The 12,289-nt window shown below is 72.1% G+C and carries 14 protein-coding genes; 4 read left to right on the forward strand and 10 right to left on the reverse strand.

What is annotated here, in order from left to right:
* Nucleotides 1–70: 70 nt before the first annotated feature.
* From HNR23_RS16485 to HNR23_RS16495, 3 genes are all read right to left on the reverse strand, one after another.
* Nucleotides 71–1,129: a YlbL family protein gene (locus HNR23_RS16485; RefSeq protein WP_184076516.1), complete on the reverse strand. Its 1,059-nt coding sequence runs from the start codon at nucleotides 1,127–1,129 to the stop codon at nucleotides 71–73.
* Between the two features lie 126 nt (nucleotides 1,130–1,255).
* Nucleotides 1,256–1,693, reverse strand: coding sequence for a molybdenum cofactor biosynthesis protein MoaE (locus tag HNR23_RS16490; RefSeq protein WP_184076518.1), 438 nt, complete (start codon nucleotides 1,691–1,693; stop codon nucleotides 1,256–1,258).
* Between the two features lie 89 nt (nucleotides 1,694–1,782).
* Nucleotides 1,783–2,907, reverse strand: coding sequence for an NAD-dependent epimerase/dehydratase family protein (locus HNR23_RS16495; protein WP_184076520.1), 1,125 nt, complete (start codon nucleotides 2,905–2,907; stop codon nucleotides 1,783–1,785).
* Nucleotides 2,908–2,995: 88 nt separating this feature from the next.
* Here HNR23_RS16495 and HNR23_RS16500 point away from each other — a divergent pair, with 88 nt between their 5' ends.
* Nucleotides 2,996–4,393, forward strand: a complete 1,398-nt coding sequence (locus HNR23_RS16500) for a zinc-dependent metalloprotease (protein ID WP_184076522.1) — start codon at nucleotides 2,996–2,998, stop codon at nucleotides 4,391–4,393.
* Nucleotides 4,390–4,965, forward strand: a complete 576-nt coding sequence (locus HNR23_RS16505; RefSeq protein WP_343070589.1) for an NUDIX hydrolase — start codon at nucleotides 4,390–4,392, stop codon at nucleotides 4,963–4,965. Before HNR23_RS16500 ends, HNR23_RS16505 begins: the two co-directional genes overlap by 4 nt.
* Before the next feature lie 60 nt (nucleotides 4,966–5,025).
* On the opposite strand, the gene HNR23_RS16510 is transcribed toward HNR23_RS16505, so the two are convergent.
* The 7 genes from HNR23_RS16510 to HNR23_RS16540 form a co-directional block, all read right to left on the reverse strand.
* Nucleotides 5,026–5,652: a DUF2064 domain-containing protein gene (locus tag HNR23_RS16510; protein WP_184076524.1), complete on the reverse strand. Its 627-nt coding sequence runs from the start codon at nucleotides 5,650–5,652 to the stop codon at nucleotides 5,026–5,028.
* A 90-nt stretch (nucleotides 5,653–5,742) separates the two neighbouring features.
* Complete coding sequence (locus HNR23_RS16515; RefSeq protein WP_184076526.1) at nucleotides 5,743–6,300, reverse strand: SprT-like domain-containing protein; 558 nt, start codon at nucleotides 6,298–6,300, stop codon at nucleotides 5,743–5,745.
* Between the two features lie 351 nt (nucleotides 6,301–6,651).
* Complete coding sequence (locus HNR23_RS16520) at nucleotides 6,652–6,810, reverse strand: hypothetical protein (protein WP_184076528.1); 159 nt, start codon at nucleotides 6,808–6,810, stop codon at nucleotides 6,652–6,654.
* A 105-nt stretch (nucleotides 6,811–6,915) separates the two neighbouring features.
* A complete protein-coding gene (locus HNR23_RS16525) occupies nucleotides 6,916–7,194 on the reverse strand; it encodes a WhiB family transcriptional regulator (protein ID WP_184076530.1) in 279 nt (92 codons plus the stop codon).
* Nucleotides 7,195–7,397: 203 nt separating this feature from the next.
* Complete coding sequence (locus tag HNR23_RS16530) at nucleotides 7,398–7,697, reverse strand: hypothetical protein (RefSeq protein ID WP_184076532.1); 300 nt, start codon at nucleotides 7,695–7,697, stop codon at nucleotides 7,398–7,400.
* A 202-nt stretch (nucleotides 7,698–7,899) separates the two neighbouring features.
* Nucleotides 7,900–8,781: an acyl-CoA thioesterase II gene (gene tesB / locus HNR23_RS16535; RefSeq protein ID WP_184076534.1), complete on the reverse strand. Its 882-nt coding sequence runs from the start codon at nucleotides 8,779–8,781 to the stop codon at nucleotides 7,900–7,902.
* Nucleotides 8,774–10,936 (reverse strand): ATP-dependent DNA helicase UvrD2, encoded by a 2,163-nt coding sequence (locus HNR23_RS16540; protein WP_184076536.1) that lies wholly within the window; start codon nucleotides 10,934–10,936, stop codon nucleotides 8,774–8,776. The genes tesB and HNR23_RS16540 overlap by 8 nt, the downstream gene beginning before the upstream one ends.
* A 537-nt stretch (nucleotides 10,937–11,473) precedes the next feature.
* Between HNR23_RS16540 and HNR23_RS16545 the strand changes: the two genes are divergently transcribed.
* On the forward strand, nucleotides 11,474–11,734 hold the full coding sequence (locus HNR23_RS16545; RefSeq protein ID WP_184076538.1) for a mycoredoxin: 261 nt from the start codon (nucleotides 11,474–11,476) through the stop codon (nucleotides 11,732–11,734).
* A 75-nt stretch (nucleotides 11,735–11,809) separates the two neighbouring features.
* The gene (locus HNR23_RS16550) at nucleotides 11,810–12,274 is read left to right on the forward strand and encodes an ANTAR domain-containing protein (RefSeq protein WP_343070590.1); all 465 of its coding nucleotides are present in this window, start codon (nucleotides 11,810–11,812) and stop codon (nucleotides 12,272–12,274) included.
* The last annotated feature ends 15 nt before the right edge of the window (nucleotides 12,275–12,289 follow it).

Consider the following 12,289-nt stretch of genomic DNA (forward strand, 5'->3'; position numbering starts at 1 on the left):
GCTGTTGGAGCTACCTTGACCGTGTTTTTGCCCCGGCCCCTCCCCCGCGCAGGCGTCGCGCGGGCCCTGCCTAGTTCGGCTCGCAGCGGGGCAGTGCGTCGAGGCCGTCGCCGGTGCGGATGGCGTCGAGGGCGTCCACCGCGTCGCCCAGCTCGCCGACCTTGACGACCTCGATCTCGCCGGTGGCCGCCGAGTCGAAGGTCTGGGGGCAGGCGCCTGCGGCGACGAAGAAGTACTCGGCGCCCTCGCGCGCTGCACTGACCATCTTCTGCTCCACGCCGCTGACCGCGCCGACCTCACCGTCGGGGGTGATGGTGCCGGTGCCGGCGATCCGGTGGCCGCCGGTGAGGCTCTCCTGGCTGAGCCGGTCCATGATGCCCAGGGAGAACATCAACCCCGCGCTCGGGCCGCCGACGTCGCCGACGCTGATCTCGACGTCCATGGGGAAGTCCATGTCGTTGCTGACCAGGACGCCGATGATGGGCGTTCCGTCGTCGCCCTCGACGGTGGTCAGAGTGACGGTCTCCTCGGTGCCGTCGCGGTCGACGCCGACCTCGACGTCGTCACCGGGGGTGCGGTCGCCGACCTTCTCGACGACCTCCTCCTTGCTGTCGACGGGGTCGCCGTCGACGGAGGTGATGATGTCGCCCTCCTTGATCGCGCCCGCGGCCGGCAGGTCCTCGCCGACCCCGGCGACCAGGGCGCGGGTGTCGTAGTCGATGCCCAGCTGGGTGAGGGCGGCCGCGGTGGCGTTGGTCTGCGAGTCGTTCATCTGCACGGACTGCGCCTCGGAGATCTCCTCCACGGTGCGGTCCGGCGGGAAGAGCGCCTCCTCCGGCAGGACCGCCTGGCTCGGCGACAGCCACGCGCTGAGCACGGTGAACAGGTCCATGCGGGTGCTGGGGCCGCCGGAGTACTGCACGGTGACCATGGACAGCCCGCCGTCGTGCTCGTAGTGGTCCTCCCCGTCGATGCGGATGATCGGCCCGCCGTCGGGGTCCTCGCCGATGGTGTTCAGCGTGATGCCGGGCGAGGCCACGAGGTAGGGGACGGGAAGGTACATCCCTGCGACACCGAACCCGACCAAAAGGGCGAATGCGGCGAACAGGGTGATGACACGACGCAACATGCTGCACAGCCTAAACGGACCACGGAGGATCGGGTCGCATCCTGCGCGTGGCGCCCGCGAATCCGCGCCAGGTCCCCGAGACGGACGACGCGGCCGCGCCTCGGCCGGAGTGTCCGCCCGGGTGGTTCAGCAGGCCCCGACCCATTCGGCGTCACCCTCGTCGAACAGCTGGTGCTTCCAGATGGGCACCTCGGCCTTGATGTCGTCGATCAGGCGGCGGCAGGCGGCGAACGCCTCCTCGCGGTGCTCGGCCGCGGCCGCGACGACCACGGCGATGTCGCCGACACGGAGCTCGCCGACACGGTGCAGCGCGGCGACCCTCCACACCGGCCGACCGTCCTCGGAGGTGTCGGCCACGACCTTCTCCATGACGCGCCGCATTTCGGACTCGGCCTTCGGATGAGCCGAATAGGTCAGCGCCGTCACGCCGCGACCGTGGTCATGGTCGCGGACCGTCCCGACGAAGAACGCGGTCCCCCCGACGCGAGCCTCGCCCACGGCGTCGATGACCTCGTCGACGGAGAGGGGCGTCTCGCGGATTCCTGCCAGAGTGATGTGATCCACAGTGTCGACGTTATCAACGCCGGGACCCGGCCGGATGAACGTCCGAAACCCCGGTGACCTCGGACACCGCCACGTGGAGGGCCCCACGATCAGCCCTTGCGGCGCTTGCGCAGGTGGCGCACCGCGGCCGCGGTACCGATCGCGGCGACGGCCGCACCCGCGGCGCCGGCCGCGGTGATCGTGGCCTCCTTGCGGCCGACCTTCCGCCCCACCAGCGCGTGCTCGCCCGCACGTGCCTCCAGCAGCACGCGCAGCGCGTCGGCGTTGTCGTGGCGGGGCCGCCAGCCCGCCTCGCGCAGGGTCACGCAGTCGACCACGCACGGGTAGACCAGGAACTTGATCTCGTCGGCCGACGCCGGGGTGATCCCGACGCGGTGCAGCCGCTGCGTGGTGCCGAACGCGAAGTTGGCGGGCAGCTCGAAGCGGCGCATCCCGGCGATCTCCTCCGCCTCGGCCTGGGAGAGCGCACCCTCGCAGCCGACCGCGATCGCCCCGTCCTTTCCGTCCACCCCGTGCGCCACGACGAACGCGAGCGCGTCCGCCAGGTCGTCGACGTGGCAGAACTGCCACTGCTGCTCGCAGCCCTTGACCGTGAGCAGCCGCGGGGCGGCGAAGTGCCGGGTGACCAGGGTGTCGAGGTCCGGGCCGACGAGAGGCGCCGGGCGCACCACACTGACCGACAGGCCGGGGTGGGCGCGGCGGGCGAGCCGGGCGAGGTCCTCGATCTCGGCGAACTCGCCGATGAGGCCGCCGCCCATCTCTGCGGCGACCGGGGCGTCCTCGGGCATGGGAACGGGGTTGTCGGGGGCGGCGCCGTAGACCATGGTGCTGGTGAGGAGGATGACACGCGGAACGCGTTCTGCGGCGGCCGAGGTGAGAACGGTCTGCGCGGCGCGGATGTTGTCGGCCCGGCGCTTGACGGGGGGCGTGTCCGGGGATCGGTCGTCGTCCGCGTGCACGAGCACGTCGACTCCGGCCAGCCGACTGGCGAGGCTCGGCGAGCGGGCGTCGGCGATGCGCCAGGTGACGCCCTCGGCGTCACCACGGTGCGCGTCGATTGCCACGACTCGTCCGATAGTTCCGGAATCCTGGGCCGCTGCGAGTCGTTCAACGAGCAGGCGTCCAACGCCGGACGCGGCCCCAGTGACCGCGACGACGGGCCCCGCGGCGCCGGGAGTGTGCTGTGGGCGAACCTGACTGTTTCGGGTACTCACTCCAGGCGGCTCCCAGCTAACGTGACAGTGGAGACATTCCTATCCTGCCTGAGGTCTAATCGTGAGCGACCTACCTTTTGGATTCAGCATGCCGAACGACCCGGATGACGAGTCGGGTCGGCGATCGGGTGACTCCGGTTCCGGGGCCGGAGACGGCGGCCCAGGCGGGGTTCCCAACATGCCCGGGGGATTCCCGTTCGGTGATCCCCAGCAGATGGCCCAGATGCTGCGCCAGTTCGCCGACATGATGGCGGCGCAGCCCGCGCCGGGCGCCCCGTCCGGTGAGGGCGGCGTCAGCTGGGACGTGGCCAAGAACATCGCCCGGCACACGGTGTCGGCCAAGGGCGACGCCAGCATCGGGCCGATCGACAACGCCCACATGCAGGAGGCACTGCGCCTCGCCGACCTGTGGCTCAACGAGGCGACCACGCTGCCCTCGGGTGTCCAGACCATGGAGGCGTGGAGCCGATCGGAGTGGGTCGAGCGCACCATGGACACCTGGGCACGCCTGTGCGGCCCGCTGACCTCCCGCATCGTCGAGTCGATGGGGCAGAACCTGCCCGAGGAGATGCAGTCGATGGCCGGCCCGTTCATGGGCATGGTCCGCCAGATGGGCGGGATGCTCGTCGCCCAGCAGGCCGGCCAGGCCATCGGCGAACTCGCCCGCGAGGTCGTGGGCTCCACCGACGTGGGCGTGCCGCTGGCCGGTGAGGGCCGCGCCGCGCTGCTGCCGTCGAGCGTCACCGAGTTCGGTGAGGGCCTGGGCATCCCGCAGGACGAGGTGCGGCTGTACCTCGCCGCCCGGGAGGCCGCGCACCACCGCCTGTTCAGCCACGTACCGTGGCTGCGCTCGCACGTGTTCAGCCTCGTCGAAGAGTACGCGCTGGGCATGTCCTTCGACATGAGCGGGTTGGAGGAGAAGCTCGGCCACATCGACATCTCCAACCCCGAGGCGCTGCAGGAGGCATTGTCCGGCGCCGAGGGCGGCGGCCTGTTCCAGCCCGAGGACACCCCGCGGCAGAAGGCGTCCCTGGCCCGGCTGGAGACCGCGCTCGCCCTCATCGAGGGGTGGGTGTCGACCGTGGTCGACGCCTCGGTGACCGACCGGCTGCCGCAGGCCGCGTCCCTGGGCGAGGCCATGCGCCGCCGCCGCGCTTCCGGCGGTCCCGCGGAGCAGACCTTCGCCGCACTCGTCGGCCTGGAGATGCGCCCGCGCCGCGTGCGCGAGGCCGCCGCGCTGTGGACGGCCCTGGGCGAGGCCCGGGGGATGGAGGGACGCGACGCCGTCTGGGAGCACCCCGACCTCATGCCGTCCAGCGCCGACCTGGACGACCCCGACGCCTTCGTGCACGGCGGAGCCGGCACCGGCATGCCCGACATCGACATCAGCCAGTTCACCGACGCCCCGTCGACGGAGGGACCGGCCGACGGCACGAAGGACGAGGGCGAGGCCGGAACGGACGCCAAGGGGGACGACACCGGGTGAGCATCGACGCCGACCCGCGCGACCTGCACTCTGACGCCCGCGAGGTGCTCGCCTCCTGGACCGCGCCCGATGCCGACCAGGAGCGGCTCCGCCGCACCTACCTCGACCATCTGGACCGGCACCCCGACGGTGTGTGGCGGTCCTGCCTGCCCGGGCACGTGACGGCCAGCGCGGCCATCGTCGACCCGGGCGGCACCCGCACCGTACTCACCCTGCACCGCAAGATCCGGCTCTGGCTGCAGACCGGCGGCCACTGCGAGCCCGGGGACACCGGGCTCGCGGCGACGGCACTGCGCGAGGCCGCCGAGGAGTCGGGGATCGAGGGCCTGCGCCTGCTCCCCCGTCCGGTGCGGCTGGACCGGCACTGGGTCGGCTGCGGCGGCGGCACGTGGCACCTGGACGTGCAGTACGCCGCCGTCGCCCCGCCGGACGCCGAACCGGTCCGCGACCCCGAGGAGTCCGACGACCTGGGCTGGTTCCCCGCCGACGCGCTCCCCGAACCCACCGATACCGCCTGCCGCGTCCTGGTCACGGCCGCGGCAGCGGCGGCCCGCAGCGCTCTCCCCCGGTGACCACGGCGGCGGGGGACGGGGCGGGCGCCATCGACACCTGACCCAGGGGCGTCGTCGCCGTCAGCGGGGCCGGCCGCAGGTGAGCAGGGATCGGGTGGCTTCCCAGCCCTCCAGGCCGGGGTCGAGGCGTGCGAGGTCGGCGGGGGTACGGATCCGGTGCCAGCCGGGGGTGACGGACAGGTCGCGGCGGTGCGGGCGGGCCCCGGTGAGGTGGGCGGCGGCGTCCGGGGCGTCGAGGTCGGCGCCGTGCAGCCAGTCCGGGGTGGGAAGGCGGGCCGCGAGGGCCGCCAGTCCTCCGCCGGCGGCGGGGCAGATGGCGGCGTCGGCGCCGCCCAGTGCCCTGAAGAGCTTGCCGACCAGCAGCTTCGGTAGGTCGGGGGTGTCGGCCGGGATGACCGCCGCCTGCCGGGCGCCGTACTCCGCCAGCGCGGTCAGGGCGCGGGCCAGCGGGGTACCGCCGCTGAGGGCGAGGACCGGGGTGCCGGGCCAGGTGAGGTCGGCGGCCGCAGCGGCGAGCCGGTCCGCCTCCTCCTGGTTCCCGGCCCAGGCCGCGACTGCGGGGGTGCACCGTTCCAGGTCCGCCACGACGTCGTGGGTGTCCTCGGTGAGGGCGGCGCGGAAGGTGGCGGGGGCGATCCCGGGCGGCGGTGCGGCTCCGGTTTCGGGCGTGATGAGTACGGCCGCCATGCGCACCGAGCGGTCCCTCCCGTCGCGGGCGGTGTGATCGGTTCCACGACGAGGATGCCACGCCGGGCGGCGGGCGTGTGGCGGGTTCCGCTAATCGTCGAGGATGTCGTCCTCTTCGTCCTCGACCTCTCCGCTGCCTCCGGCGTCGAGGCGCGGGGCGGCGCTGATGCCCTCCAGGTAGCCGCGGGCGCGCTCCGCCTTCGGATATCGGCGGACCAGATCCCAGAATTCCGGCCCGTGGTTCGGGATGATCAAGTGCACCAGCTCGTGCATGAGGACGTAGTCGACCACCCACGACGGCATACCGGAGAGGCGCCGCGACAACCGGATGGAACCGGAGTCGGGGGTGCAGGAGCCCCAGCGGGTGCGCTGGTTGTCGACCCACCGCACGCTCACCGGCTGGGCCAACCCCTCCAGATAGCGTTCCGCCAGCTCGAACGCTCTGGCCTGCAGCGCCTCGTCGTCGGGGCGGCGGCGTTCCTCCCGCGCCTCCAGCCGCTCCAGCATGCGATCGACCCAGCGCCGCTCCTCGGCGCTGGAGAACGATGCGGGGACGAGGACGACCGTCTTGTCCCCGTCCCGGTAGGCGGACACGGTGCGCTGTCGGCGAGGACTGCGGCGTACCTCGATCTTCGTGTTCGAAGGCACAAAATCACGTTAGCTCAGAGTTGACGAAGACCACAGACCGATGTTGCGGCTTTTTTGCCGTGCGCCGCCGCGAGACGGCCCGACACCGCCCCGGAGCATGGCCGCGACCACGGGTACCCGCCCGCCCGTCCGCCGCGGGAGAGTGTCCTTCCCACCCTGGCCTCATCCGGCCACGGCGGCCCACGGGCGACACGGCCGACCGGTGGCGCGGTGGCACCGGGCGTCGTGACGAAGGTAACACGAAAAAGAACGGGGCCGATGCCCCGGACGGGGCATCGGCCCCGTAACGCCACGCGTCACCGCGTGCCGTCACGTGCCACGGTCAGCGCCTCGCAGACCGGCCATGCGCCGTCAACATAGGCGCGACCAGCCTATTTCCGCGAGCGCCCGCTCCGCGCGGGCGCGTTCGCGCAGCTGTGCCCGGAGCTGCCGGGCGTGCAAGCGCGTGCGCTGGCGCTCGTCCTTCTTCTCGTCGACGGTCTTCTGCAGGCGGACGAGTTCGTACAGCATCGTAGGTGTCCTTGTCGGTTGACGGCGTTGTCGCCCACCGGACCGGTGATCGGTGATCGGTGGTGCGAACGGTTCGGTCGGCCGGGCACGGCCGGCGGTCGCGGTTCAGGCCGCGACCGGCTGGGGGTTCTTCCGCGGGCGGCCGCGCGGACGCTTGCGCGCGACGACCTTCCCGGCGACGAGGAGTTCGCCACCCCACACGCCCCACGGCTCGCGCCGCTCAAGGGCGTCGGCCAGACACTGCTCCCGGACGGGGCAGGACTGGCATACCGCCTTGGCGGCCTCCACGTCCGCCGGTGCCTCGGCGAAGAAGAGGTCGGGCTCCCAACGACACGGGACCTCGGCCTCGCCCAGCCACGGAGTCTCCAGGACCGACGCAAGCATCGGTTGTCCTCCCTGATATTTCGTGTTGAACGCGGTTGGCGACATCTGCTCCGAGAATCGCTTCTCGGATGGCGGGGCCAAGACTGCGTGCAACGCCGCGCGACGGTCCTCTCCGAAAGGGAGACCTCGGTGCGGTGAAGCGAAACGGCCGCGGCCCCTATGCGGGGTCCGCGGCCACGGGAGGAATCACCCGGCCGTCGGTACTAGGCCGGTGAACTCCGTGGACACTCCCCCACAGCGCCCTTGAGGCGCGGGGTGGTTGCTGCTGCTGCGTATGCGGGCTCGACGAGGCGGCGATCCACGCTGAGGGTCATGAGGGCAGAGTGGTCCCCTCGACCCACCTGGAACGTCCCCTCCGTCTGAGGCATCAGGACCGTGGCGGTCCGGCCTTCGAGCGAACGGGGTTCCTGGGATGCGGCGATGCCGTGCATGACGGTGCCCCGGGCAACAGCGGACAGGCCGGACCCGCAGGTCAGGCCGAACTCGGTCATGTTCGTGTTCATCAGATGGGACACCTCCTTCACGGTCGGGCCGACGGGATCTCTCCCGCAGCCGCGCTGTCGTCGATGGGTCAACATTAGGGGGAGCCGAACTCTACCGGCAACTCATTTTTGACCTGCGGTGTTGGCCGAATCCGGCCGCAACACCGAGGGAATTTTCCGGGGGTCCGCGGAGTTGCCCTGTCCCCGCGGACCCGATGGCGGGCTATGTCTCCCTCTCGGGTTCGGGGACCCGGATCAGCCCCTCCTGGACGACGCTGCACACCAGCTCCCCCTCGCGGGTGAAGACCAGTCCGCGGGCCAGTCCGCGGGCACCGACCGCGGTCGGGGTCTCCTGGGCGTAGAGCAGCCACTCGTCGGCGCGGAAGGGGCGGTGGAACCACATGGCGTGGTCCAGGCTGGCCATGAAGACGCCGCGGTCGGACCGGCCGTGCCGGAGCAGCACGGTGTCGAGCAGCGTGGTGTCGGAGGCGTAGGTCATCAGGCAGACGTGCAGCATCGGATCGTCGGGCAGCTTGCCCTCGACCCGCAGCCACACCGGGTTGTCGAGCGTCCGCAGCGCAGGGTCGCGCTCGACCTCCCAGGACAGCGGCCCGACGGGGCGCAGCTCGATCGGGTGCCACCCGGCGAACCGCGGCACCTTGCCGAAGGCCGCGAGCAGACGCTCGCGCATCGTCGGCAGATCCTCGGGGTCGGGGACCGCGGGCATCGCGGACTGGTGCTCCATCCCCGACTCCGCCACGTGGAACGAGGCGGACAGGGTGAAGATCGCCTTGCCGTGCTGGATCGCGACGACCCGGCGGGTGCTGAACGAGCGGCCGTCGCGTACCCGGTCGACATCGTAGACGATCGGCACCGCCGGGTCGCCCGGACGGATGAAGTAGGCGTGCAGCGAGTGCACGTGCCGGTCGGGCACGACGGTGCGCCCGGCCGCGACCAGCGCCTGGCCGGCCACCTGACCGCCGAAGACGCGCTGCGGCCCCTCGTCGGGGCTCCGCCCCCGGAAGATGTTCTCCTCGATGTACTCCAGGTCGAGGATGTCGAGCAGGGCGTCGGGCGACCGCCCGCCCGCGTGTTCCTCACCCATCCGGCTCCCCCTCATCGGCCGCACCGCCGTGCACGCCGCCCGCCGCAGGTGCGGCGGCCGGGGGCTCCTCGCCCGCGCACAGCGCCAGTACCGCCGAACCGTACCGTTCGAGCTTGACGGCCCCGACACCGGATATCCGGGAGAGCTGGGAGACGCCGGTCGGCACCTGCTCGGCCACGGCCTGCAGGGTGGCGTCGGTGAAGATGACGTAGGGCGGCACCTTCTGCTCCTGGGCGGTGGCGCGGCGCCACGCCTTGAGGCGCTCCAGCAGCTCCTCGTCGTAGTCGGCCGGACAGTCCAGGCAGCGGGCGAGCTTGCGCTCGGCGGCCTCGATGAGGGTGTTGCCGCAGATGCGGCAGCGCAGGACCTTCGGCTGTTTGCGGCGCTCGGCGCGGCTGCTCGCGAGGCTCGGCGAGGCCGGGCGCAGGCCGTCGAGGAACCGGGAGGGCTTGCGGCTCTTGCGCCCGCCGGGGGAGCGGGACAGCGCCCAGGACAGCGCGAGGTACTCGCGGGCGCGGGTGACGCCGACGTAGAAGAGCCGGCGCTCCTCCTCGATCTGCTCGGTGGTCTCGGCGTAGACGATGGGGAGCATGCCCTCGGTCAGCCCGACGAGGAAGACGGCGTCCCACTCCAGGCCCTTGGCGGAGTGCAGCGAGGCCAGGGTGACGCCCTCGAAGTCGGGGGCGTGCTCGGTGGCCACGCGAGCGTCGAGTTCCTGGAGGAACTCCTCCATTCCGCCGCCCTGTCGACCGGCGTGCTCGGACCCCTCGCCCGCCGCACCGGCGAGCCCCCGCGCCGCGATGTCCTCGGCCAGTTGCGCGAGCGCGGACAGCGACTCCCAGCGCTCGCGCGCCTGACGTCCCTCGGGGGCGGTCTCGGTGAGGCCGAGCGGGGCCAGGATGTCGCGGACCGTGCGGACCAGCGGTTCGTCCCCGGCGCCGTGGCGGGCCGCGCGCAGGGTGTGGACGGCCTGCCGGATCACCGGCTGCTCGAAGAAGCGGGTGCCGCCGCGCACGGTGAAGGGGACCCCGGCGTCGGCCAGTGCCTGCTCGTAGCCGGCCGACTGGGAGTTGGTGCGGAACAGCACGGCGATCTCGCGCGCCGGGGTGCCGGACTCGATCAGCACGGCGATCTTGCGCGCGACCGAGGTCGCCTCGGCGAGCTCGTCGTCGTACTCGGTGTAGGTGGGTTCGGGGCCGTCGGGACGCTGGGCGACCAGTTCCAGCTTGTGTTCGGCGGCGGCGCCGCGCGCATGCTTCAGCGCGCCGTTGGCGACCCGCACCACCTGCGGGCTGGAACGGTAGTCGCGCACCAGGCGCACCACGGTGGCGTGCGGGTAGGCGGTGGAGAAGCGGGTGAGGTAGCTCGGGGTGGCGCCGGCGAACGAGTAGATGGTCTGGTTGGGGTCGCCGACGACGCACAGGTCGTCGCGGTCGCCCAGCCAGGCGTCCAGCAGGAGCTTCTGCAGCGGGTTGACGTCCTGGAACTCGTCGACGACGAAGTAGCGGTACTGGTCGCGGACACGCTCGGCGATCTTCGGGTACTCGCCGAGCATCGCGGCGGTGAGCTCCAGCATCGACTCGAAGTCGAGCAGGTTTCGCTCGCGGCGCAGTTCCTCGTACCCCTCGTAGGCGCGCGCGACGTCGTGGGCGGCCATGGGAGCGGTACGCCCGGCCTTGGCGACGGCCTTCTCATAGTCGGCGGGGCGTACCTGGGTGACCTTGGCCCACTCGATCTCACTGGCGAGGTCGCGCAGGCCCAGCCGATCGAGCTGCAGGCCGCAGGCGTGGGCGGCGTGCGAGACGATCTTGAGCTTGCTTTCGATCAGGGTGGGTGTGGGCCCGCCGATGACGTTGGGCCAGAAGTAGGACAGCTGGCGCAGCGCGGCCGCGTGGAACGTCCGGGCCTGGACCCGTGGGGCGCCCAGGGAGCGCAACCGCCCGCGCATCTCGCCGGCGGCGCGGGTGGTGAAGGTCACGGCGAGGACCTGCTGCTCGGTGACCACACCGCCGGCGACCGCGTGCGCGATCCGGTGGGTGATCGCGCGGGTCTTTCCGGTGCCGGCGCCCGCGAGGATGCACACCGGGCCGCGCAGGGCGCGCGCCGCCTCCAGCTGTTCGGGGTCAAGCCCTTCCAGCACGCGATCAGGATCCATGCATCCGCTCCCGGGACCGTTCTCCCGCACAGAGCGCGCGGGCACCACCGAACACGTCGTCGACTCCGGCCACACGGCGCACCGCACGGCCCTGTGGCGCGCCTCTGCGGCCCCACCGGGCCATCACGGCCTCATCCACGCGGGCCAGTCTCTCAGGTCTCGGGGCGGCGCGCCTCTCACAGTATGGAGGAGTCGGCGGCCGCCCACCGACCGCACGGCGCGGGCCTGTGGACGGCGCGGCGCGGATCCGGCCGTCTGCGGCGGCACGGCGGCTCTGCCCGCGTCCGTGTCCGATGTGTCACTTCGACCTGGCACACTCAGCACATTCGGTGTGGGCGTGGACGGGATGCATCCGGTGCCGACCGCGCACGCGGCTCACGGCGGCGGATTCCCGGCGCACGGGGTGTCTTCCGGGAACCACCGCACCCCGACAAGCGTCCCACCAGCTGACATCCGCATACCGGGGGAAGCTCCGCGGGGTGTCCGGTGTTGGTAGTAGGCGGTGTTCCCATCCACCTGGAAGAAGGAGACCTCCCTATGACCAGCTCGACCACCGCGCAGATCACCATGTACAGCACCCCCTGGTGCGGATTCTGCAAGCGGTTGAAGAGCCAGCTCGGGCGCGAGGGGATCGCGCTCGACGAGGTGAACATCGAGCAGGACCCGGCCGCGGCCGACTACGTGATGAAGGTGAACGGCGGCAACCAGACGGTGCCGACGCTCCTGTTCGCCGACGGAACAGCGCTGACGAACCCGTCGCTCGCGCAGGTGAAGGAGAAGCTGGCGGCGCAGCCGTAGGCGATCGGCCGCCGTCCGGGACCACCGGGGACGGCCCGGCTACCCCGGGCCAGGAGAGAGAACTGGGGGAAAGACGTGAAGCCTCACAGCACAGTCCGCAGTGGGGAATCCGCGGCATGCATCCTGCGGACCCCGACGGGATGGCGGGTTCACGACGGCGAGGAGCTTCCCGACCTGCTCAACGCGATGGTCCTCGCCGATCTCCTGGTGGCCGAAGAAGGCGGCGCGCTGGCTCCGGCCACCGCGCCGCCGCGGGCCGTCGAGAACGGCTCGGAGGTGGAGCGGCTGCGGCTGACGGTGACGCAGCTGCAGCACGCGCTCCACACGCGGGTGGTCGTCGAGCAGGCGATCGGGGTGCTGGCGGAGCGCCACCGGCTGGCGCCCCGCGAGGCCTTCGAGCGGCTGCGCTCCGCCGCCCGCTCGCGCGGGCGCAAGGTCGCCGACCTGGCCCGCGAGGTGGTGCGGAGCAGCGCCGACCCCCTCACTCCGCTTCCCCGCGGCCTGGCCGCCGAGGGCGCCGCCGAGACCGAGTCGGCCTGACCGGCGCAGAGCGCA

Origin of the sequence: Nocardiopsis mwathae (assembly GCF_014201195.1) — a bacterium.
Taxonomy (GTDB): Bacteria; Actinomycetota; Actinomycetes; order Streptosporangiales; family Streptosporangiaceae; genus Nocardiopsis_C; species Nocardiopsis_C mwathae.